Consider the following 22,273-nt stretch of genomic DNA (forward strand, 5'->3'; position numbering starts at 1 on the left):
TTCACTCTCTCCCTCACTCAGGAAGATGAAAATGGATAGAACTGATAAACCGCCCCCATCAACGAGAGACTGACTATCACGCTAATAATAAAATAGGTTTTGAATGGCTGCTTTTGTGTTTTATGGCGGAAAATTTGTTGACCCGCTATCGCGCCACCCCACCCGCCAACAACACCAAACATCAGCAAAGTAGACTCAGGCACCCTGCGCCAGGCCTTACGAGCGGCCATTTTGTCGACGCCGTATAGCGCCATCGTCAGTATATTGGCAACTATTAGCCACGTAACCACAGGTTGTGCGGTGAAAATACAGCCTGTTGCTGCGAAAATGAGTAGCAAATAACAACAACGATTGAAATTCATATTTTTATATCACAACAATTTTGAGAGTATCAGTACGCATTATATTGCGTATTCGGTGATTTTATATGAAGAAGCTGTTTGTACAGTTTTATCTCCTGCTGTTTGTCTGCTTTCTGGTGATGACCTTGCTGGTCGGCCTTGTATACAAATTCACCGCAGAACGCGCGGGCAGACAGTCGCTCGACGATTTAATGAAAAGCTCGTTGTACCTGATGCGCAGTGAACTGCGCGAGATCCCACCACGTGACTGGGGTAAGACGCTAAAGGAGATGGATTTGAACCTCTCTTTTGATCTGCGCGTTGAACCGCTGAATAAATACACGCTGGATGCCCCAACCATGCAGCGCCTGCGCGAAGGCGATATTGTCGCGCTTGACGATCAGTACACTTTTATTCAACGAATCCCGCGCAGCCATTACGTGCTGGCCGTCGGCCCGGTACCCTATCTCTATTTTCTGCATCAAATGCGCTTGCTGGACATCGCGCTGATGGCGTTCATTGCCATTTCGCTGGCCTTCCCGGTGTTTATCTGGATGCGCCCCCACTGGCAGGAAATGCTCCGACTGGAAGCCGCAGCACAACGTTTTGGTGAGGGACATCTGGGCGAACGCCTCCATTTTGATAACGGTTCCAGTTTTGAGCGTCTTGGTGTGGCGTTTAACCAGATGGCGGACAATATCAATGCGCTGATCGCCAGTAAAAAACAGCTTATTGATGGTATTGCCCATGAGCTTCGGACTCCACTGGTACGCTTACGTTACCGACTGGAGATGAGTGAGAACCTCACCGAGCATGAATCTCAGGCACTGAATCGTGATATCGGCCAGTTGGAAGCGTTGATCGAAGAGTTACTGACCTACGCCCGGTTGGATCGCCCACAAAATGAATTGAAGCTTAGCGTACCCGACCTGCCCCTTTGGCTGACAACCCATCTTGAGGATGTGCAAAGCGTCAATCCTGACCATGAGGTGCGGCTACGCCATCTTCAGAGTGGCGATTACGGTGCACTGGATATGCGCCTGATGGAGCGCGTGCTGGATAATCTGCTGAATAACGCCCTGCGCTATTGCCAGTCGACGGTACAAGCCAGTCTGCAGCTGGACGGTAACCAGGCGACACTGATCGTGGAAGACGACGGTCCGGGTATCGCACCTGCGGCGCGTGAACAAGTTTTTGAGCCATTCGTACGCCTCGATCCCAGTCGTGACCGGGCGACCGGTGGTTGCGGACTTGGGTTAGCCATCGTCCACTCGATCGCATTGGCTATGGGCGGTACGGTCGTCTGCGATGAAAGTGAACTGGGCGGGGCTCGTTTTTCTTTCAGTTGGCCCGTCTGGCATAACATTCCTGAATTTCCCACTGCCTGACCCATGCCGCTCGGTGGTCAGGCGGCAAATGTTGTGCTATAAAAAAGTATGTTGTAACTAAAAGGGTAAAACACATGGCCCGTTACGATCTCGTTGACCGTCTGAACAGCACCTTCCGCCAGATGGAACAGGAGCTGGCGCTGCTGAGCGAAAATTTGTTGCAGCAGACACTGCTGATTGCGCGCGTGTTCTCGTTACCAGAAGTCGTCAAGGAGGCAGAACATGCCCCTTTGCAGAGCATCGATGTAAAACAACATTTAGGCAAAGAGGCTGAATCGCTGGCACTGCGTCACTATCGCCATCTGTTTATTCAGCAGCAATCCGAGAACCGCAGCAGCAAAGCGGCCGTCCGTCTTCCTGGCGTGTTGTGCTATCAGGTGGATAACGCGGCACAATGTGCTCTGGAAGAACAAATTCAGCGTATCAACCAGTTGAAAACGACGTTTGAGCGCATTGTCACTGTGGAATCGGGACTGCCGCCGGCGGCACGTTTCGAATGGGTGCATCGCCACTTGCCGGGACTGATTACGTTGAATGCCTATCGTACGCTCACGCTGGTGAAAGAACCCGCCACCCTGCGCTTTGGCTGGGCTAACAAACACATCATTAAAAACCTGAAGCGCGATGAAGTCCTGCAGCAACTGGAAAAGAGTCTGACGTCGCCGCGCAGCGTACACCCATGGACGCGTGAAGAGTGGCAGGCGAAGCTGGAGCGGGAATATCAGGACATCGCAGCCCTGCCACAGCAGGCAAAACTGAAGATTAAAAGACCGGTGAAAGTGCAGCCCATCGCCCGCGTCTGGTACAAAGGAGAGCAAAAACAGGTGCAATACGCCTGCCCGACGCCGCTGATTGCGCTAATCAACAACAACAACGGTATGACCGTACCCGATATCGGCGAGTTACTGAATTACGATGCCGACAACGTTCAGCATCGTTTTAAACCTCAGGCGCAGCCGTTGAGATTGATTATTCCCCGACTGCACCTGTACGTTGCTGATTAACTGCCCGGTCGCATGCTGCCAACCATCAGTTCCGGTCGTACCCAACTGTCGAACTCCGCTTCGGTTAAATATCCCAGCGCCAGGGCTGATGCTTTTAACGTCAGCCCTTCCTTGTGCGCCTTTTTGGCTATCTCAGCGGCTTTGTCGTAACCGATATGGGTATTGAGTGCGGTAACCAGCATCAGCGACTCGTTGAGTAACTGGTCGATTCGCTCACGATTGGGTTCAATACCCGTCGCGCAATGCTCGTTAAAGCTTTCCATCCCGTCCGCCAGCAAACGCACTGATTGCAGGAAGTTGTGAATGACCATCGGTCGATAAACGTTAAGTTCAAAGTTACCTGACGCCCCGCCCATATTAATGGCAACATCATTGCCCATCACCTGGCAACAAAGCATGGTCAGCGCCTCACACTGAGTCGGATTGACTTTACCCGGCATAATGGAGCTACCCGGTTCGTTTTCAGGAATTGAAATTTCACCAATACCACAGCGCGGACCGGATGCCAGCCAACGCACATCGTTGGCGATTTTCATCAGTGACGCCGCCAGCCCCTTGAGCGCTCCGTGGGCGTGAACCAACGCATCGCAGGTCGCCAGTGCTTCAAATTTATTCGGTGCAGTAACAAACGGCGCGCAGGTAATGACCTTCAACTCATCCGCGACCCGACGCGCATATTCAGGATGGGTGTTCAGTCCAGTTCCCACCGCCGTTCCCCCCAACGCCAGTTCCGCCACATGGGGTAAACTGTTTTCAATGTGTCTGAGGTTATGTTCGAGCATCGCCACCCAGCCGGAAATTTCCTGCCCAAGCGTAAGCGGGGTCGCATCTTGCAGATGCGTCCGGCCAATTTTGACGATATCGGCAAACGCGTGGGATTTATCACTGAGCGTTTTGGTCAACACCGTTAATTGCGGGATCAGTGATTTGCGCAGCGCCAGCAGCGCGGCAACATGCATCGCTGTTGGAAAGACATCATTCGAGCTTTGGCTTTTATTAACATCGTCGTTGGGGTGAACTTTTCGCTCCATTCCCCGCACGCCGCCCAGCAATTCGCTGGCACGGTTTGCCAGCACCTCATTCATATTCATATTGCTTTGCGTGCCGGACCCCGTCTGCCAAATGGCCAACGGAAACTCATCCCGATGTTTGTCCGCCAATACCTCATCTGCGGCCTGCATAATCGCGGTGGCTTTATCTTCCGCCAGCAGCCCGAGATCTAAATTAACCTTGGCAGCCGCCCGTTTCGTCAGCGCCAGCGCATGGATCAGCAAGACCGGCATTTTCTCCGTAGAGATACGAAAATGCTCCAGCGAACGTTGGGTTTGCGCCCCCCAAAGCTTATCGGCAGGAACATCAATTGCGCCCATTGAATCATTCTCGCGGCGTACCGTTACCATTACCTGCTCCTTACATTAAGAATTGATTAGGTTATGTTTCGACATTGCCCACTTGCATTGGTCTTATCAGTATTAACGAGGATTAAACTGTCGTTTGGTGGTTCGTGCGGAAAAAAAACCGCCCCTAAGGGCGGCTGACGTTACTTAACGCAGCGTGCGCACTGCGACGTCTGAATTTGCTTGAAGAAATCATTACCTTTGTCATCCACCAGGATAAACGCTGGGAAATCTTCCACTTCAATTTTCCAGATGGCTTCCATCCCCAGTTCAGGATATTCCACGCATTCCAGACTCTTGATACTGCCCTGGGCAAGCACCGCTGCGGGGCCGCCAATGCTACCTAAGTAGAAGCCGCCGTGCTTATGGCAGGCATCGGTCACCTGCTGGCTGCGGTTGCCTTTCGCCAGCATGATCATACTGCCGCCAGCGGCCTGAAGCTGGTCGACATATGAGTCCATACGTCCGGCTGTGGTTGGGCCAAGTGAACCAGAGGCATAGCCTTCCGGCGTTTTTGCCGGACCGGCGTAATAGATCGGGTGATCTTTAACATATTGCGGCAAACTTTCACCGTTATCCAGACGTTCTTTCAGTTTCGCATGCGCAATATCACGACCAACAATAATGGTTCCGTTAAGTGACAGACGCGTGGACACCGGGTACTGCGACAACTGGGCCAGGATCTCTTTCATCGGCCGATTGAGGTCAACGCGCACCGCTTCGCCTTCGCCTGCCTGACGCAGCTCTTCTGGTATGTATTTACCCGGATTATGCTCCAGTTTTTCGATCCAAATGCCTTCACGGTTGATCTTAGCTTTGATATTTCGATCGGCTGAGCAAGAAACGCCCATGCCAACCGGACACGACGCGCCGTGACGCGGCAGACGGATCACGCGAATATCATGAGCGAAGTACTTCCCGCCAAACTGCGCGCCCAGCCCCAAATTCTGCGCTTCTATCAACAGCTCTTTTTCCAGCTCCACATCGCGGAATGCCTGACCATGCTCGTTACCTTCGGTCGGCAGTTCGTCGTAGTATTTCGCCGAAGCCAACTTGACGGTTTTCAGCGTCGCTTCCGCCGACGTTCCACCAATCACAAACGCGATATGATACGGCGGACAAGCCGCTGTTCCCAGCGTACGCATCTTCTCGACCAGGTAATTTTTTAATTTGCCCGGCGTGAGCAGCGCTTTGGTTTCCTGGTACAGATAGGTTTTGTTTGCCGAACCACCGCCTTTAGCAATACACAAGAATTTGTATTCATCGCCGTCAACAGTATACAGATCGATCTGCGCCGGCAGGTTAGTGCCAGTGTTCACTTCTTTATACATATCCAGCGCGGCGTTTTGCGAATAGCGCAGGTTGTCTTCGATGTAGGTGTTATAGACCCCTCGTGCCAGTGCCGCTTCATCTCCGCCGCCGGTCCAGACACGCTGACCTTTTTTACCCACGATTATCGCTGTGCCGGTATCCTGACAGGTCGGCAAAATACCTTTCGCCGCGATGTCGGAGTTACGCAGGAATTGCAGGGCCACATATTTGTCGTTTTCGCTGGCCTCAGGGTCACGCAGGATATCAGCAACCTGCTGCTGATGTGCAGGACGCAGCATAAACGACGCATCATGAAAAGCCTGACGAGCCAGCAGGGTTAGCGCTTGCGGCGCGACTTTAATAACCTCCTGCCCTTCGAATTCGGCAACGGAGACATAGTCGCTGGTCAGCAGATAGTATTCGGTATCATCCTTTTTAAGCGGGAAAGGATGCTGATAATGAAAGGGTTTGTTTGACATTGTGCTCTCACTTACTGCTAGGTCTGGTTATTCTCTGGGCAGATGTTCCATTGCCCTGCTTCCCTGCCGTAAGTCGGGTTGGAGAAGGCAAGGCTTTCTGCAACCGGAAATACTCAGGGTATTAAAAGCGAGTCACCATATCCTACACATTTTTTTAACAAAAACTGAGACAAGTACGACTTTTTACATGCGCAGGTTACTTCCCTCAGGGTTTCTTGGTTTAATAGCCAGAGAAAATTCCACATTCAAACAGGGCTTGAGAATGCAAAAACTCATCAACTCAGTGCAGAACTACGCCTGGGGAAGTAAAACTGCGTTAACGGAACTTTATGGGATTGCCAACCCAACTCAGCAACCGATGGCTGAACTTTGGATGGGGGCGCACCCAAAAAGCAGTTCGCAGGTTCAGAGCGCTGATGGTCAGACGGTTGCTTTGCGCGACGTTATTGAACGCGATAAATCCGCGCTATTAGGTGATGCCGTTGCCAAACGCTTTGGTGAACTGCCCTTCCTGTTTAAAGTGCTCTGCGCCGCGCAACCCCTTTCGATTCAGGTTCATCCTAACAAGCACAATTCTGAAATCGGGTTTGCCAAAGAAAACGCCGCCGGGATCCCAATGGATGCCTCCGAGCGCAACTACAAAGATCCTAACCACAAACCAGAACTGGTTTTTGCTTTGACGCCTTTCCTGGCAATGAACGCATTTCGTGAGTTCTCCGAAATTGTTGCGTTATTACAACCCGTTTCCGCTGCGCATCCAGCGATTGCGCATTTCCTGCAGGAGCCGAGTGCAGAGCGTCTGAGCTATCTATTCGCCAGTTTGCTCAATATGCAGGATGAGGAGAAATCCCATGCGCTGGCGATCCTGAAATCGGCGCTGAACAGCCAGCAGGGTGAACCCTGGCAAACCATCCGCCTGATCGCCGACTTCTACCCTAACGACAGCGGACTCTTTTCCCCACTGCTGCTCAACGTGGTTAAACTCAATCCCGGCGAGGCCATGTTCTTGTTTGCTGAAACCCCGCACGCCTACCTGCAGGGTGTGGCGCTGGAGGTGATGGCGAACTCAGATAACGTGCTGCGCGCCGGACTGACGCCAAAATATATTGATATCCCGGAACTGGTCGCCAACGTTAAATTTGTCGCTAAACCTGCAAACCAGTTGCTGACCACACCAGTTAAAACAGATGGCGAACTGGACTTCCCCATTCCGGTCGACGATTTCGCCTTCTCCCTACATGAGTTAACGGCCACTGGTGCAGAGATCGGCCAGCAAAGCGCCGCAATTCTGTTCTGCATTGAGGGTGAAGCCGTGTTGAGCAAAGGTGAGCAGCGTCTGGTACTGCAGCCGGGTGAGTCGGCCTTTATTAGTGCGAATGAATCGCCGGTAAACGTCAGCGGCAAGGGCCGTTTAGCTCGGGTTTATAACAAGCTGTAGCAAGATACTGATATTTTTAACAACTCTTGCTAAGCTGTAGTGAGTTAAAGACAAGTCACTCCTCCAGGCGTCTTCAAACGCCTGGTTTTATTTTATGGATATCAAAATGAAAAAATCGCTGGTAGCTGCGGGTGTAGTGGTTGCACTGGGTATCGTCTGGACGGGCGGCGCCTGGTACACAGGTAAAAAACTCGAAACGCATCTCGCCGAGATGGTGACACAGGCAAACAATCAGTTGAAACGCTACTCCCCTGAGGCGGGAATTGAACTGAGTTATCAAAACTATCAGCGCGGCGTGTTCAATAGCCAACTGCAACTGGTGGTTAAACCCATCACCGGGCAGCAAGATTCCTGGCTGAAGCCGGGGCAAAGCATCGTCCTTAATGAAACGGTTGATCACGGTCCTTTCCCGCTGGCACAGCTGAAGTCGCTGAATCTGGTCCCCGCCATGGCCTCGGTGAAAACAACGTTGGTGAATAACGACGTCACCAAACCACTGTTCGACATTGCCAAAGGTGAAACGCCATTCATCATTAACTCCCGTATCGGTTACAGCGGCGATACCCGCTCCGATCTCTCCCTCAAACCGCTGAACTACGAGAATGGCGATGAAAAAGTGGCCTTCAGCGGCGGGGAATTCCAGTTTACGGCTGACAAAGACGGTAATGCTGTTTCGCTGACTGGCGATGCGCAAAGTGGTCTGGTTAATGCGGTCAATGAGTACAACCAGAAGGTACAAATTACCTTCAATAACCTGAAAACTGAAGGTTCCAGCAGTATCGCCAGCTTTGGTGAGCGTATTGGCGACCAGAAGTTGTCACTCGAAAAACTGTCAATTTCAGTCGAGGGTAAAGAGCTGGCGGTTCTGGAAGGCATGGGTATCGATGGTAAATCCGATCTGATCAACGAGGGTAAAACCGTTAACAGCCAGCTGGATTACACTCTGAACAGCCTTAAACTGCAGGGCCAGGATATGGGTAGCGGCAAACTGACGCTGAAAGTGGGTCAGATTGATGGTGAAGCCCTGCACCAGTTCAGTCAGCAGTATAGCGCCCAGACCAAGGCGTTGATGTCACAGGTAGATGTGGTGCAAAACCCGGAGCTATATCAGCAGAAAGTCACCGAAGCCTTCTTTAGTGCCCTGCCGATTCTGATGAAAGGCGAACCGGTTATCACCATTGCGCCACTGAGCTGGAAAAATGCGAAAGGTGAAACCGCCTTTAATCTGTCTCTACTGCTGAAAGATCCGACCGCAAACACCGTGGAGCCGCAAACGCTGGCCCAGGAAGTGGATCGCTCCGTCAAATCACTGGACGCTAAGCTGACGATCCCTGTCGACATGGCGACTGAATTCATGACGCAGATTGCCAAACTGGAAGGATATCAGCAGGAAGAAGCGGCGGGTCTGGCGAAGCAGCAGGTTAATGGCCTCGCGGCGATGGGTCAGATGTTCCGTATTACGACGCTGCAGGACAACGTTATCGGTTCCAGCCTGCAATATGCGAACGGTCAGGTAACACTTAACGGACAGAAAATGTCGCTGGATGAGTTTGTTGGCATGTTCGGTATGCCTGCCTTTGCTGAGCCGGACGCGCCTGCTGCCCCGCAACAGTAAATATCCCTTACGACAGGCCCGATAACATTGCTTATCGGGCTTTTTTTATTTCGCGACGACCAGTCGGGCGGCAAGCGTCAGATTGCGCGAATGGCTTTCATCGTGGCCAATGCGTTGTAGCATGCGTTCCGCAAGGGTGTATCCCATTTCACGGGCAGGCGTGCAGGCCCAAATGATGGGAATGTCATCCAGCGCGCTTTCCGCCACATCGGCAAATCCGGCCAAGGATATTTGCTGTTCAAAGTAACGATCCACGCCTGTTTCACCACTCTGTCGCCCTGCTCTCATCAGACCAAACCAGGCGCCTACGGCAATGGTTTCGTTGTAGCACACCACCGCACTGATTGTGGGATTCCGGCGTAACAGCGCCGTCACCTCTTCCGCGGCCTGCTTTTGGCTGGATGAACACTCCAGCACCCAGTCGCTATGAAACGGCAAACCATACTTTAACAATGTCGCGCAATAGCCGCCGACGCGCTCTGCCCTGGTTAATGAAGAGCTTTGCCCGCCCAGCCAGGCAATGCGCTGATGCCCATGACGTATCAGTTGTTCAACCAGAAGTTGCGCGGCCTGCATGTTATCAGGTCTGACGGTGTCAACGTCATCCATATAGCTGGCGCGTGACGCAAACACCACCGGGATCCCTTTCTCAGCGGCCAGTTGCTGTAGCGCGTCACTGCTGCCTGCGGCCCCGGCGATCACCACGCCATCAACCCCTTGATTAAGTAACAGGGTGAAGCGCTGTGTCAGCTGTTCGCCGTCTTTACCGCCATGCAGTAAGAAGACCATGCGCCCCTGGGCTTCTAATGCTTCCGTCAGCCCCGCCGTTAGCTCGGCGTAAAACGGCGTAGAAAGATCGCGCACGATCAACCCTACTACCCCGCTCTGCCCACCGCGCAGGGCTGATGCTTGTCGATTACGCACAAACCCCAGTTGCTCAATGGCAGCATTTACCCGTTCACCGGTTGCTGATGAAATACGTCCTTTGCCACTGAGTACCAATGAGACGGTACTGACCGAAACACCTGCAGCCAGCGCAACATCATGGATCGTTATTTTTTTGGCTATAGCCATAAAAACAGAAAACTCCCTGATAACGTGACGGATAAAACGTTTTATCAATCACTTATATTTATACCCCCTATTATCGTTCGATAATGTGATTTATACCGCACTAAAATTAGGTAAAACGTTTTATCTTCTCGCCATCATTAGCCAGCCTGATTTAACAAGGAGTCGTTTAATGACGACGAGAACCACACCAAAAATAACGTTATGGGAATTTTTCCAGCAGTTGGGCAAAACTTTTATGTTGCCCGTGGCTCTGCTCTCATTTTGCGGGATCATGTTAGGGATCGGCAGTTCGTTAAGCAGCCACGATGTCTTAACGTTAATCCCGGCGTTAGGAAATCCGGTGCTACAGGCCATCTTTACCTGGATGAGCAAGGTTGGCTCATTTGCGTTTAGCTTCCTACCGGTGATGTTCTGTATTGCCATTCCTCTTGGCCTGGCGCGCGAGAACAAAGGTGTGGCGGCGTTTGCTGGTTTTGTCGGTTACGCGGTAATGAACCTTGCCGTCAACTTCTGGTTAACCGCAAAAGGTATCTTACCCACCACTGATGCGGCGATCCTGAAAGCCAACAACGTGCAAAATATTCTGGGGATCCAGTCGATCGACACCGGGATCCTCGGCGCCGTCATCGCCGGGATCATCGTCTGGATGCTGCATGAACGCTTCCATAACATTCGTCTGCCGGATGCTCTCGCCTTCTTCGGCGGCACTCGCTTCGTTCCCATCATCTCCTCGGTAGTGATGGGCCTGGTCGGTCTGGTCATTCCCCTGATTTGGCCGGTTTTCGCCATGGGCATTACCGGACTCGGTCACATCATCAACAGTGCAGGTGAATTTGGTCCTATGCTGTTTGGCACCGGCGAACGTCTGTTGCTGCCTTTTGGCCTGCATCATATTCTGGTGGCATTGATTCGCTTTACCGAAGCCGGCGGCACGCAGGAAGTCTGTGGTCATAGCGTGAGCGGCGCACTGACTATTTTCCAGGCTCAATTGAGCTGCCCGACAACCCAAGGCTTCTCTGAAAGCGCAACCCGCTTCCTGTCCCAGGGTAAAATGCCAGCGTTCCTCGGCGGGTTACCGGGTGCAGCGTTAGCGATGTATCACTGCGCACGTCCAGAGAATCGTCATAAAATTAAAGGGTTATTAATTTCCGGTCTGATTGCCTGTGTAATTGGTGGTACGACCGAACCTCTTGAGTTCTTGTTCCTGTTCGTGGCCCCGGTTCTGTATGTGATCCATGCTTTGCTTACCGGCCTCGGCTTCACCGTGATGGCGGTGCTTGGCGTTACCATCGGTAACACTGACGGTAACCTGATCGACTTCGTGGTGTTCGGCATCCTGCATGGATTGTCTACCAAGTGGTATCTGGTCCCTGTCGTCGCGGCTATCTGGTTCGCGGTGTATTACGTTATCTTCCGCTTCGCCATCACGCGCTTCAATCTGAAGACACCGGGTCGCGAAGTCGAAATGGCCAGCACTATCGAAAAAGTGATGGCTGGAGCGCCAGGTAAATCGGGATACAACGTGCCAGCTATTCTGGCGGCGTTGGGCGGCGCGGAAAACATTGTTAGCCTGGATAACTGCATTACTCGTTTGCGCTTGTCAGTAAAAGATATGTCACTTGTTAACGTACAAGCTCTGAAGGACAATCGTGCCATTGGCGTAGTACAACTCAATCAGCATAACCTCCAGGTTGTTATTGGTCCGCAGGTCCAGTCAGTGAAAGACGAAATCGCGGTTCTGATGAATACCGTACAGGCTTAAGGACAACACTATGTTTGATTTTTCAAAGGTTGTGGACAGACACGGCACCTGGTGTACCCAATGGGATTACGTCGCCGACCGTTTTGGCTCAGCCGATCTGCTACCGTTCACCATCTCTGACATGGATTTTGCCACTGCCCCCTGCATTCTTGAGGCGCTTACCCAGCGCCTGTCCCATGGCGTATTGGGTTATAGCCGTTGGAAAAATGATGAATTTTTGGCGGCCATTCAGCACTGGTTTCTTACGCGTCACAATACCAAAATCGATCCTCAGTCGCTGGTATATGGTCCCTCGGTCATCTATATGGTGTCAGAGCTGATTCGCCAGTGGTCTTCCGCGGGTGATGCGGTGGTTATCCACACTCCGGCTTACGACGCGTTTTACAAAGCTATCGAGGGTAATCAGCGTGTGGTGCGCGCTGTCGAACTGGAAAAACACACTGACGGTTGGTACTGCGACATGACCGCGCTGGAGAATGCCCTGTCTCGTCCAGAGAGCAAAATTCTTCTGCTCTGTAGCCCACAAAATCCGACGGGTAAAGTGTGGAAGCGTGATGAGCTGGAAACCATGGCGGAACTGTGTCAGCGCCATGGTGTAAAAGTTATTTCCGATGAGATCCATATGGACATGGTATGGGGAGATCACCCACATATTCCCTGGAGTAACGTCGCGCGTGACAGCTGGGCGCTGCTCACTTCCGGTTCAAAAAGTTTTAATATTCCCGCACTGACCGGGGCTTACGGGATGATTGAAGACGCTCAAAGTCGTAACGATTATCTCAGCGCATTAAAAGGTCGCGATGGTCTTTCCTCGCCGGCGGTACTGGCGCTGACCGCTCATATTGCCGCCTATCAACAGGGCGCTAGCTGGCTTGATGCGCTGCGGGATTACCTTGCCAGCAACCTGCATTACGTCTCACGCGAGCTTAATGCCGCATTCCCCGAACTGAGCTGGCAGGTTCCGCAATCTACCTATCTGGCGTGGATTGACCTGCGTCCGCTCAACATTGATGATCGCGAATTGCAGGAAGCGCTTATCCACCAGCAGAAAGTCGCCATCATGCCAGGATACACCTACGGTGAAGAAGGACGCGGTTTTGTGCGCCTGAATGCCGGATGCCCGCGCTCAAAACTTGAAAAAGGCGTTCAGGGATTGATTAACGCCATCCGTACAATTCGTTAAGCAGGTTTGCGCAATGAAAACCTCATTGCGCGCCTTATCAGCCTGACGCCTCCTCCATTAAGCCAGCCTCAATCATTCACCGTGGATAATCCCGCTTTCATTCCCGGTACCAGAATAACTTTTCGACACCCATCTTCCCGTTTCTCAAAAATTTCATATCCTCTTGCGGCATCTTCCAACGGCATATGGTGCGTCACAATCTCTTCAGGGGTAAGCAATCCCTTCTCGATCAAATTAAGCAGATCAGGTAAGTAAGCATGCACATGTGTCTGCCCCATTTTGAACGTCAGTCCCTTATCAAAAGCATCACCAAACATGAATCCATGGATAAAACCGGCGTAAACGCCAGGGACGCTGACAATTCCTCCCCGGCGCACTGCCGCAATGCATTGCCTGAGCGCTTTTCCACTACTGCCTTCAATTTTTAATGTGCTGAGTACAGTTTCAGTGAGGCTCCCTTTTGCCTCAAAACCGACGGCATCAACCACCGCATCCACGCCACGATGACCTGCCGTGTTATCAATAATCCATTTTGCGGGATCGTCGTTTTTATCAAAGTTAATGGGAATCGCACCATAACGTTGTCGTGCAAATTCAAGGCGGTAATCGTTATGATCAATGATAAATATCTGTTCGGCACCGTTGAGACGAGCACAGGCAGCTGTTAATAATCCTACCGGTCCAGCGCCAAAGATAGCAACGCTGGAGCCTGGCTTAATGTCGGCATTCTTCACAGCCTGCCATGCCGTCGGTAAAATATCAGACAGAAAAAGAACCTTTTCATCTGCCAACGTATCCGGCACTTTGAATGGGCCTGTGTTCGCTTTTGGCACCCGAACATATTCGGCCTGACCGCCAGGAATACCGCCGTACAGATCGCTGTAGCCAAACAGTGCCGCCGGTGGCGTGATATTCTTGCGGTTCAGCGCTGCGCCGTTGCCACTGTTAGTGCTTTCACACGCGGCATACTGATGAAGTTGACAGAAAAAACATTCGCCACAGGCAATGACAAAGGGTACCACCACGCGATCACCTTTACTTACAGCCGTCACTTGCGATCCCGTTTCAACCACTTCGCCCATAAACTCATGACCAAATATATCGCCATGATGAATTCCAGGGATCTTACCGCGATAAAGATGCAGGTCCGAACCGCATATAGCAGTCGCAGTAACACGCAGAATGATATCATCCGGCTCTTCTATGCCGGGATCTGGCATATTATCAACGCTAACATGATGAGGGCCATGATAAGTCAGTGCTTTCATCATTTTTCTCCTTTAAGTCATCATCTTAAAAGTAAAAAATTATCGTATTTGGCTGGTTCCTTCATTATTTAGGTTAACCATGTTTTCGCTCCGTATTGTTTTTGCCCAAAAGAGTAGTAAGCGTAGAACAAAATGAATACCATGACATTTAATAATGTCATTTTAAGACTGAGCGGAACGCTTCGATTTTATTGCGATCTATTTATAATTTAAGAAAATTTACAAGAACAATCCTGATCAGGCAATCATGCCTTTATTCCTTCTAAATCTCAGACGGTTACAGCGATTTATTAATTAAACGTCAACCATAATAAACGAAGCGGTATTTACCGCAATCCATTGAAAATTATCAATACGGACTAATCCGCCTATCAACATTAAATTTGACTTAATACAAATAGCCGCTAACTTTAATCCTTGAACAACGACGGATACGAAATTATTTTTTGTATCTGACTGACATAACCGATATATGAGGTGATATATGGCAGAGCATCGTGGTGGTTCCGGTAACTTCGCAGAAGACCGAGAAAAAGCATCAGAAGCGGGCCGTAAAGGCGGTCAACATAGCGGTGGTAACTTCAAAAACGATCCGCAACGCGCATCTGAAGCAGGCAAAAAAGGTGGACAAAGCAGCCACGGTGGTGGCCGTAAGTCTGACAACTCCTGATAGTTAGCGTTATTTTCATCTTTTAATGAAAAGAGTGTCCTGCGGGTCTGTATGAGGCTCGCAGTTATTTTTAACCTCTACAGGATATTAATATGCATATGAAAAGCATTGAAGACGTATTTATTCACCTACTTTCAGATACCTATAGCGCTGAAAAACAATTAACGCGCGGACTGGCTAAACTCGCCAGAGCCGCATCAAGTGAAAAACTCAGCAAAGCCTTTAATGCCCACCTGGAAGAAACCCAGGGGCAAATTGAACGAATTGACCAAATCGTTGAGCAAGAGCCGGGAATTAAGATTAAGCGCATGAAATGTGTGGCGATGGAAGGCTTAATTGAAGAGGCTAATGAGGTTATTGAAAGCACCGAGAAAAATGAAGTACGCGATGCGGCATTAATCGCAGCCGCACAGAAAGTGGAACATTATGAAATTGCCAGCTACGGCACACTGGCAACGCTGGCAGAACAACTTGGATATAAAAAAGCCGTAAAACTCCTCGCAGAAACGCTTGAAGAAGAGAAACAAACCGATCTGAAATTAACCGATCTTGCGGTTGGTAACATTAATAAAGACGCTGAAAAACGATAACCATACTGACACGAGGAAATTACGATGAATCACTTAGAACATTACCATGACTGGCTACGCGATGCGCACGCGATGGAAAAGCAAGCGGAGTCAATGCTGGAATCGATGGCGAGTCGTATCGATAATTATCCTGATTTGCGTGCCAGAATTGAGCAACATATTAATGAAACAAAACGGCAAATTACTCTGTTGGAAGAGATCCTCGATCGAAACGATATCTCGCGCTCTGTATTAAAAGACTCAATGAGTAAAATGGCGGCTTTTGGTCAGTCGATTGGCGGCATGTTTCCTTCTGACGAAATTGTAAAAGGCGCAATTAGCGGCTATGTATTCGAGCAATTTGAAATAGCCTGCTACACATCGCTTTTGGCCGCCGCTAAAAAGGTCGGTGATACCGCCTCTATCCCCGCTATCGAAACGATTCTGGCAGAGGAACGTGAGATGGCCGACTGGCTGATTAAACATATTCCGCAAACGACAGAACAATTTCTCTTACGGTCTGACGCTGACGGCGTTGTAGCCAAAAAATAATCTCACTACGCTCTGCTTCAGGCAGAGCTTCCTCGGATGGGGTCTGTACCGTGCCTGAACTTGACGCTTTTTATTTAGCCCGTTTTCAGTTCGCCTTCACTGTCTCTTTCCATATTCTTTTTCCCGCGATTACGATTGGGCTGGCCAGCTATCTGGTGGTGCTGGAGGGGATGTGGCTGCGCACGCGAAACAATCTCTGGCGCTCGCTCTATAATTTCTGGCTGCAAATCTTCGCCGTCAATTTTGGGATGGGCGTCGTATCCGGCCTGGTGATGGCTTATCAGTTCGGTACCAACTGGAGCGGCTTTTCGCAATTTGCCGGCAGTATTACCGGACCACTGCTGCTTTATGAAGTCCTGACCGCCTTTTTCCTCGAAGCGGGCTTCCTTGGCGTAATGCTATTCGGCTGGAACAAAGTATCTCCAGCGCTGCATTTCTTCACCACCTGTATGGTGGCGCTGGGCACGTTGCTATCTACCTTCTGGATCCTGGCTTCTAACAGTTGGATGCAAACACCTCAAGGTTTTAGCCTCGAAAATGGGCATGTCATTCCCCAGGATTGGCTGGCTATCATATTTAACCCTTCATTTCCGTATCGCTTATTGCATATGTCGATTGCTGCTTTTCTGAGTAGCGCGATGTTCGTTGGCGCATCTGCCGCCTGGCATTTACTCCGCGGTAACGATACCCCTGCCATTCGTAAAATGTTTTCGATGGCGTTGTGGATGGCTCTGATTGTCGCCCCTATTCAGGCGGTTATTGGAGATATGCATGGCCTCAATACCCTTGAGCATCAGCCTGCGAAAATAGCGGCCATTGAGGGACACTGGGAGAATCCCCCCGGAGAGGCGACGCCGTTGACGCTGTTTGGCATGCCTGACATGGAGGAAGAGCGCACCAAATACGCTCTGGCGATCCCTGCGCTGGGCAGTCTGATTCTGACCCATAGCCTGGACAAGCAGGTTCCAGCGCTGAAGGATTTTCCCAAGGAAGATCGCCCCAACTCCGCAATTGTATTTTGGTCGTTTCGCATCATGGTTGGCATGGGCGTGTTGATGATCGCCCTGGGTATCTGCAGTGTCTGGTTACGTTGGCGCAAACGCCTGTACCATTCCCGCCCATTTCAGTGGTTTGCGCTTTTGATGGGGCCTGCCGGACTATTGGCCTTACTGGCCGGCTGGGTGACCACGGAAGTTGGCCGCCAGCCCTGGGTCGTATACGGCTTTTTGCGCACGAGAGATGCCGTTTCATTGCACAGCACAACGCAAATGGTCATCAGTTTGCTGGTATTTATCGTCGTTTATAGCACCGTCTTTGGCGTGGGTTATCACTACATATTCAGGCTGATTAAAAAAGGACCTCAGCCGGTCAGTGAACTGACCTCACAAACCGATGGCACCCCTGCGCGTCCGCTTTCCGCCGCAGAACCGGTAACGGATGAAGAGGAGAAAATCTGATGGACATCGATATCACCGTAATCTGGTTTATTATCATTGTCTTTGCCACGCTGATGTACATCGTAATGGACGGTTTCGATTTGGGCATTGGTATGTTGTTTAGCATTGTACATGCCCCCAGCGAGCGAGATGTGATGGTGAACAGCGTGGCCCCCGTCTGGGACGGGAACGAAACCTGGCTGGTGCTCGGTGGTGCCGGTCTCTTTGGCGCATTCCCTCTGGCTTATGCTGTGATTGCTGACGCACTGGCAATTCCACTCACGATGATGCTAATTGGGTTGATTTTTCGCGGCGTGGCATTTGAGTTTCGCTTTAAAGCCACGCCTTCGCATCGGCTATTTTGGGATTACGCATTTGCCGGCGGCTCGTTGCTGGCGACCGTGAGTCAGGGGATCGTTGTTGGCGCCGTGATTAACGGCTTCGATATAGCAGAACGACGCTTTGCCGGGTCGGCCTTGGATTGGTTGACCCCATTTAATGTGTTTTGCGGACTCGGACTGGTTGCCGCCTATCTGTTACTCGGCACCACCTGGCTGATAATGAAAAGCGATGGCGCGCTTCAGGAACGGATGCGTAAATTAACGCGCCATGTTCTGCTCGCTCTGCTGGCGGTGATTGCCGTGGTCAGCATCTGGACCCCCCTTAGCTGGCAATACATCGCAGAGCGCTGGTTCACACTACCTAATTTCTACTGGTTTGTGCCGGTCCCCATTCTGGTGACGATACTCAGCCTGTGGATTTGGCGTCTGAGCAGCGACAACACCAGCCATGCACGACCTTTTATCCTGACGCTGGGATTAATCTTTCTGGGTTTTAGCGGCTTAGGCATCAGCCTGTGGCCCTATATTATTCCGCCGCATATTACCTTATGGGATGCGGCGGCTCCCCCTGCAAGCCAGATGTTTATGCTGGTTGGCACGCTTATTATTATTCCGGTCATTCTGATGTATACGGCATGGAGCTACTATGTCTTTCGCGGCAAAGTATCTGACGGAGAAGGCTACCATTGACCAGAATAGCGCGCCGATCGCCTGACTCATTGAAAATCTGAAATAAATGTCCACAATGTGACCCTTTTACAAAGTGTTGGCGCGCTTTATTCAAAGTTATTAGAGAATTATGATTCTGTTGTATAATGCCCTGCACTTTACCTAAAAATACGAGTGCGACCATGATTGATACTTCTCTCCCCTTAACCGACGTCCATCGCCACCTTGATGGTAACATCCGTGCCCAAACGATCCTCGATCTGGGTCGCCAGTTCAATTTAACCCTCCCGGCACAGACGCTGGAAACGTTGATCCCTCATGTGCAAGTGACGTCAACCGAGCCTGATTTGGTCAGTTTTTTATCCAAACTGGACTGGGGCGTAAAGGTTCTGGCCTCGCTGGACGCCTGCCGCCGCGTCGCGTTTGAAAATATTGAGGATGCCGCACGTAACGGCCTGCACTATGTTGAACTACGTTTTTCCCCTGGCTACATGGCAATGACCCATCAACTCCCTGTAGCAGGCGTGGTTGAAGCCGTTATTGCAGGCGTGCGCGAAGGCTGCAAGGCCTTTGGCGTTGAAGCGCGTTTAATTGGCATTATGAGTCGTACCTTCGGCGAAGCCGCCTGCCTGCAGGAACTTGATGCGCTGTTAGCACACCGTGACCATATTACTGCGCTGGATCTGGCCGGTGACGAACTGGGCTTCCCGGGTAGTTTGTTCCTGTCACATTTCAACCAGGCACGCGATGCAGGCTGGCATATCACCGTCCATGCCGGCGAAGCCGCGGGACCAGAAAGTATCTGGCAGGCCATTAAAGAATTGGGCGCTGAACGCATTGGTCATGGTGTTAAAGCGGTCGAAGATCGCGCATTGATGGATTATCTCGCCGAACACCGTATCGGCATTGAATCCTGCCTGACATCGAACATCCAGACCAGCACCGTCGCTACGCTGGCGACCCATCCACTGAAAACATTTCTTGAACATGGCGTTGTGGCCAGTCTGAATACGGACGATCCGGCTGTTCAGGGTGTCGATATTATTCACGAGTACACCATTGCCGCTCCTGCCGCGGGTTTAACTCGCGAACAGATCCGCCAGGCGCAAATCAATGGTCTGGAAATGGCATTCCTGAGTAACGAAGAGAAACGTACGCTTCGCGAGAAAGTCGCCGCAGCGTGACGCTTGTCCGGCCTACGTGGCGTTGCATTGTAGGCCGGATCAAATGCCGGGGCATCCGCCATCCGGCATGTGCCTTATCAGGCAAGGCAAAGTGTGGAGCGGTGTTTTGCGGACTCAAGGCCAAGCTCAATCAGCTCCATAATCTGGATAGCTTGTCTCGCCGGGACCGGGTTTTCACCATTACCGTTCAGCGCATCACGGATGCCTGCATAGTACGCCGGGTAATTACCTGGCACGGTCAGCCAGGTCTCTTCAACCCGCTCATCGCCTTCAACTCGCGTCAATACGCCATCGCGCATGTCGTAACCCCAGTCTTCCTGAGGCAGGCGCTCGCCATTTTTCAGACGTTCTTCCTGTGGGTCAAGACCATACTTGACGTAGCTCCCGCGTGAGCCGTGCACGATATAGCGGGCCGATTCTGCGGCCGCCAGCATGGTTCCATGCAGAATCACACGACGCTGTGGATACGTCAGAATGGCATGGAAGTAATCTGTCGATTGCGCGCCCGGACGCAGTTGCGCCAGATCCACCGTCATACTGACCGGCAAACCAAACAGATTAATCGCTTGATCCAAAAGATGTGGCGCTAAATCATACCAAATACCGCTGCCCGGACCGCCCTGTTCACGCCAACGGTCCCGAACCTGCGGGCGGAAACGATCGAAGTGGGACTCAAAATAGGCAACTTCGCCCAAAACGCCATCCGCCAATAGCGCTTTCAACGTCAGAAAATCACTGTCCCAGCGCCGGTTATGGAAAACGGATAGTACGCGCCCCAGACTACGCGCGAGAGCATCCAGCTCACGAGCTTGTGACAGTGTCACGGTAAACGGTTTATCAACAACCACATGTTTACCCGCTTCCAGTGCGGCCTTCGCTAACGGGAAGTGCGTGTCATTTGGCGTAGGGATCACAATCAGGTCAATATTAGGATCGTTAAAAAGGTGCTTAGGCTCAGCAACAACCGTCACTGTAGGCCAGTCGGCCTTCACTTTTGCTTCATCGCTACTGGACACCGCGGCCAGTTCCAGGCCTGGTGTGCCCACAATCAGGGGGGCATGGAAGGTTTTACTGGCGTAACCATAGCCGATTAGCCCAACGCGGATGTTGTCACTCATGTTATTGCCTCTCAATTCAGACTGACCTATTTCACACCATACATTGCAACGTCTCAATAGTTTAATAACCTTTGCGCTACAAAGGTTGTTTATTAACTTAAGTCAAACATATGCTTCTTAAGCTGAATTTGCCGCGAAAAAGTGGCTGAAATCGTTCCCAATCTTCTTGCTGTATTATGGAGAGATTAGTAACATTTGCAGCCTGTGTTTATGGATAAATCAAAGCAAATGTCATCAGTAATGAATCGTCTTATTGAGTTAGCAGGTTGGATTGTTCTTGCGGTCTCCGTGATCCTGCTGGGTATTGCCAATCATATTGACAATTACCAGCCACCGGAGCCAATTGCAGCAGTGCAGAAAAAATAAGCGTCATCAGCTTTTTTGCCCCGCAATTCACCTTCACGCATTGCTGGGTCCGGCTGTAAAAGATCCAATTCTGTCAAAAAAAGCGAATTATGCCGCATCCCGCTCCCGCGCGTATTGCCTGGGATCGCGAAGCGCGCTAACCTTGCCGCAGGCGTACATAGCGCCTGCTTTTTACAGGTATGCATACTCTTCTTACATTTGCGCGCAAATCCGCTTTTACCTGTGCACGTTGTTTATTTCTTAATATTTTCTACTCCGTTGGTATTATTTTATATATGGATTGCTCTTTATGACTGTTCAGGATTACTTATTAAAATTCCGTAAAATTAGTTCACTCGAAAGTCTGGAAAAACTGTTCGATCATCTTAACTACACGCTCACCGACGATAACGACATTATCAATATGTACCGTGCAGCAGACCACCGTCGTGCGGAGCTCATCTCCGGAGGTCGTCTGTTTGACGTCGGTCAGGTGCCTAAATCAGTCTGGCATTACGTGCAATAAAGAAGAAAGTAGCGCTCAACGTTAAAAGCTTTATAATAATTGCCCCAAAATGAATGGCATGTTTGATCGCGCGCGTAAACCTGGAGAAGAGATGACTACCACACCGGCACAACGTATCGGAGGCTGGCTACTTGGGCCATTGGCCTGGCTGTTAGTTGCGTTGTTGAGTGCTTCGCTGGCGTTGTTACTTTACGTCACTGCGCTGGCCACACCGCAAACCTTCCAAACGCTTGGTGAGCAAAGTACGACCAATTTGTTGTTATGGGGCGTCTCTTTTATTACGGCTATCGCCATGTGGTATTACACGTTATGGCTGACGATTGCGTTTTTCAAACGCAGAACCTGCGTGCCGAAGCACTATATTTTATGGCTGTTGATCTCCGTGTTACTGGCGATTAAAGCGTTTGCGTTTTCACCCGTCCCGGACGCCTTTGCCGTGCGCCAACTGCTGTTCCCTTTGTTAGCAGCAGCACTGCTGGTGCCCTACTTCAAGCGCTCACAGCGCGTTAAGTCGACGTTTGTGAACCCGTAATAACCCTACAGTTAACCTGTTGTCGCCTGTTGTAGATTGTCAGATAATAGGCGGCTTTTTTATTTCAGGCC

At 50.9% G+C, this 22,273-nt stretch carries 21 protein-coding genes; 15 read left to right on the forward strand and 6 right to left on the reverse strand.

Annotated elements, in window-relative coordinates:
* Nucleotides 1-17: 17 nt before the first annotated feature.
* Nucleotides 18-362, reverse strand: coding sequence for a DUF1294 domain-containing protein (locus AC534G_RS13690; protein ID WP_110498099.1), 345 nt, complete (start codon nucleotides 360-362; stop codon nucleotides 18-20).
* 65 nt (nucleotides 363-427) lie between these two features.
* Between AC534G_RS13690 and rstB the strand changes: the two genes are divergently transcribed.
* Complete coding sequence (rstB, locus tag AC534G_RS13695; protein ID WP_110498100.1) at nucleotides 428-1,729, forward strand: two-component system sensor histidine kinase RstB; 1,302 nt, start codon at nucleotides 428-430, stop codon at nucleotides 1,727-1,729.
* Between the two features lie 74 nt (nucleotides 1,730-1,803).
* Entirely contained in the window at nucleotides 1,804-2,733 is a 930-nt protein-coding gene (gene tus / locus AC534G_RS13700) for a DNA replication terminus site-binding protein (protein WP_110498101.1), read from the forward strand.
* Here tus and fumC read toward each other — a convergent pair.
* Nucleotides 2,730-4,133: a class II fumarate hydratase gene (gene fumC, locus AC534G_RS13705; protein ID WP_038640450.1), complete on the reverse strand. Its 1,404-nt coding sequence runs from the start codon at nucleotides 4,131-4,133 to the stop codon at nucleotides 2,730-2,732. The genes tus and fumC overlap by 4 nt on opposite strands.
* 140 nt (nucleotides 4,134-4,273) lie before the next feature.
* Entirely contained in the window at nucleotides 4,274-5,920 is a 1,647-nt protein-coding gene (gene fumB / locus AC534G_RS13710) for a class I fumarate hydratase (protein WP_061381392.1), read from the reverse strand.
* A gap of 262 nt (nucleotides 5,921-6,182) precedes the next feature.
* Between fumB and manA the strand changes: the two genes are divergently transcribed.
* Together manA and AC534G_RS13720 are read left to right on the forward strand one after the other, a co-directional pair.
* Nucleotides 6,183-7,358 carry a mannose-6-phosphate isomerase gene (gene manA / locus AC534G_RS13715; protein ID WP_110498103.1) on the forward strand — a complete coding sequence of 392 codons (1,176 nt, stop codon included), beginning with the start codon at nucleotides 6,183-6,185 and terminating at the stop codon, nucleotides 7,356-7,358.
* Between the two features lie 106 nt (nucleotides 7,359-7,464).
* Nucleotides 7,465-8,973 carry a YdgA family protein gene (locus AC534G_RS13720; protein ID WP_069324327.1) on the forward strand — a complete coding sequence of 503 codons (1,509 nt, stop codon included), beginning with the start codon at nucleotides 7,465-7,467 and terminating at the stop codon, nucleotides 8,971-8,973.
* A gap of 45 nt (nucleotides 8,974-9,018) precedes the next feature.
* On the opposite strand, the gene AC534G_RS13725 is transcribed toward AC534G_RS13720, so the two are convergent.
* Nucleotides 9,019-10,047, reverse strand: a complete 1,029-nt coding sequence (locus AC534G_RS13725) for a Mal regulon transcriptional regulator MalI (protein ID WP_038640443.1) — start codon at nucleotides 10,045-10,047, stop codon at nucleotides 9,019-9,021.
* Nucleotides 10,048-10,216: 169 nt separating this feature from the next.
* Here AC534G_RS13725 and malX point away from each other — a divergent pair, with 169 nt between their 5' ends.
* The gene (gene malX / locus AC534G_RS13730; RefSeq protein ID WP_038640441.1) at nucleotides 10,217-11,809 is read left to right on the forward strand and encodes a maltose/glucose-specific PTS transporter subunit IIBC; all 1,593 of its coding nucleotides are present in this window, start codon (nucleotides 10,217-10,219) and stop codon (nucleotides 11,807-11,809) included.
* A 10-nt stretch (nucleotides 11,810-11,819) separates the two neighbouring features.
* Nucleotides 11,820-12,992, forward strand: a complete 1,173-nt coding sequence (locus tag AC534G_RS13735; RefSeq protein WP_110498107.1) for a MalY/PatB family protein — start codon at nucleotides 11,820-11,822, stop codon at nucleotides 12,990-12,992.
* Between the two features lie 68 nt (nucleotides 12,993-13,060).
* Here AC534G_RS13735 and AC534G_RS13740 read toward each other — a convergent pair whose 3' ends face one another.
* Nucleotides 13,061-14,260 carry a zinc-dependent alcohol dehydrogenase gene (locus AC534G_RS13740; RefSeq protein ID WP_110498109.1) on the reverse strand — a complete coding sequence of 400 codons (1,200 nt, stop codon included), beginning with the start codon at nucleotides 14,258-14,260 and terminating at the stop codon, nucleotides 13,061-13,063.
* Between the two features lie 484 nt (nucleotides 14,261-14,744).
* On the opposite strand from AC534G_RS13740, the gene AC534G_RS13745 reads away from it, so the two are divergent.
* The 6 genes from AC534G_RS13745 to add all read left to right on the forward strand — a co-directional run bounded on the left by AC534G_RS13745 (nucleotide 14,745) and on the right by add (nucleotide 19,681).
* Nucleotides 14,745-14,930: a con-10 family general stress protein gene (locus AC534G_RS13745; RefSeq protein WP_006684659.1), complete on the forward strand. Its 186-nt coding sequence runs from the start codon at nucleotides 14,745-14,747 to the stop codon at nucleotides 14,928-14,930.
* 92 nt (nucleotides 14,931-15,022) lie between these two features.
* The gene (locus AC534G_RS13750) at nucleotides 15,023-15,520 is read left to right on the forward strand and encodes a YciE/YciF ferroxidase family protein (RefSeq protein WP_038640435.1); all 498 of its coding nucleotides are present in this window, start codon (nucleotides 15,023-15,025) and stop codon (nucleotides 15,518-15,520) included.
* A 24-nt stretch (nucleotides 15,521-15,544) separates the two neighbouring features.
* Nucleotides 15,545-16,051 carry a ferritin-like domain-containing protein gene (locus AC534G_RS13755; protein ID WP_038640433.1) on the forward strand — a complete coding sequence of 169 codons (507 nt, stop codon included), beginning with the start codon at nucleotides 15,545-15,547 and terminating at the stop codon, nucleotides 16,049-16,051.
* A gap of 50 nt (nucleotides 16,052-16,101) precedes the next feature.
* The gene (locus AC534G_RS13760) at nucleotides 16,102-17,508 is read left to right on the forward strand and encodes a cytochrome ubiquinol oxidase subunit I (RefSeq protein ID WP_038640431.1); all 1,407 of its coding nucleotides are present in this window, start codon (nucleotides 16,102-16,104) and stop codon (nucleotides 17,506-17,508) included.
* A complete protein-coding gene (gene cydB / locus AC534G_RS13765) occupies nucleotides 17,508-18,518 on the forward strand; it encodes a cytochrome d ubiquinol oxidase subunit II (RefSeq protein WP_069324192.1) in 1,011 nt (336 codons plus the stop codon). Before AC534G_RS13760 ends, cydB begins: the two co-directional genes overlap by 1 nt.
* Nucleotides 18,519-18,679: 161 nt before the next feature.
* On the forward strand, nucleotides 18,680-19,681 hold the full coding sequence (gene add / locus AC534G_RS13770) for an adenosine deaminase (protein ID WP_038640426.1): 1,002 nt from the start codon (nucleotides 18,680-18,682) through the stop codon (nucleotides 19,679-19,681).
* A gap of 77 nt (nucleotides 19,682-19,758) precedes the next feature.
* Here the strand turns inward: add and AC534G_RS13775 are convergent, their stop codons facing one another.
* A complete protein-coding gene (locus AC534G_RS13775; protein WP_038640423.1) occupies nucleotides 19,759-20,799 on the reverse strand; it encodes an oxidoreductase in 1,041 nt (346 codons plus the stop codon).
* 240 nt (nucleotides 20,800-21,039) lie between these two features.
* Between AC534G_RS13775 and blr the strand changes: the two genes are divergently transcribed.
* From blr to AC534G_RS13790, 3 genes are all read left to right on the forward strand, one after another.
* A complete protein-coding gene (blr, locus tag AC534G_RS13780) occupies nucleotides 21,040-21,165 on the forward strand; it encodes a division septum protein Blr (RefSeq protein ID WP_038643149.1) in 126 nt (41 codons plus the stop codon).
* Between the two features lie 289 nt (nucleotides 21,166-21,454).
* The gene (gene ydgT, locus AC534G_RS13785; RefSeq protein ID WP_008784684.1) at nucleotides 21,455-21,670 is read left to right on the forward strand and encodes a transcription modulator YdgT; all 216 of its coding nucleotides are present in this window, start codon (nucleotides 21,455-21,457) and stop codon (nucleotides 21,668-21,670) included.
* Between the two features lie 91 nt (nucleotides 21,671-21,761).
* A complete protein-coding gene (locus tag AC534G_RS13790; RefSeq protein WP_038640418.1) occupies nucleotides 21,762-22,202 on the forward strand; it encodes a DUF2569 domain-containing protein in 441 nt (146 codons plus the stop codon).
* Nucleotides 22,203-22,273 lie beyond the last annotated feature (71 nt).

The organism is Citrobacter sp. CRE-46, assembly GCF_059615875.1.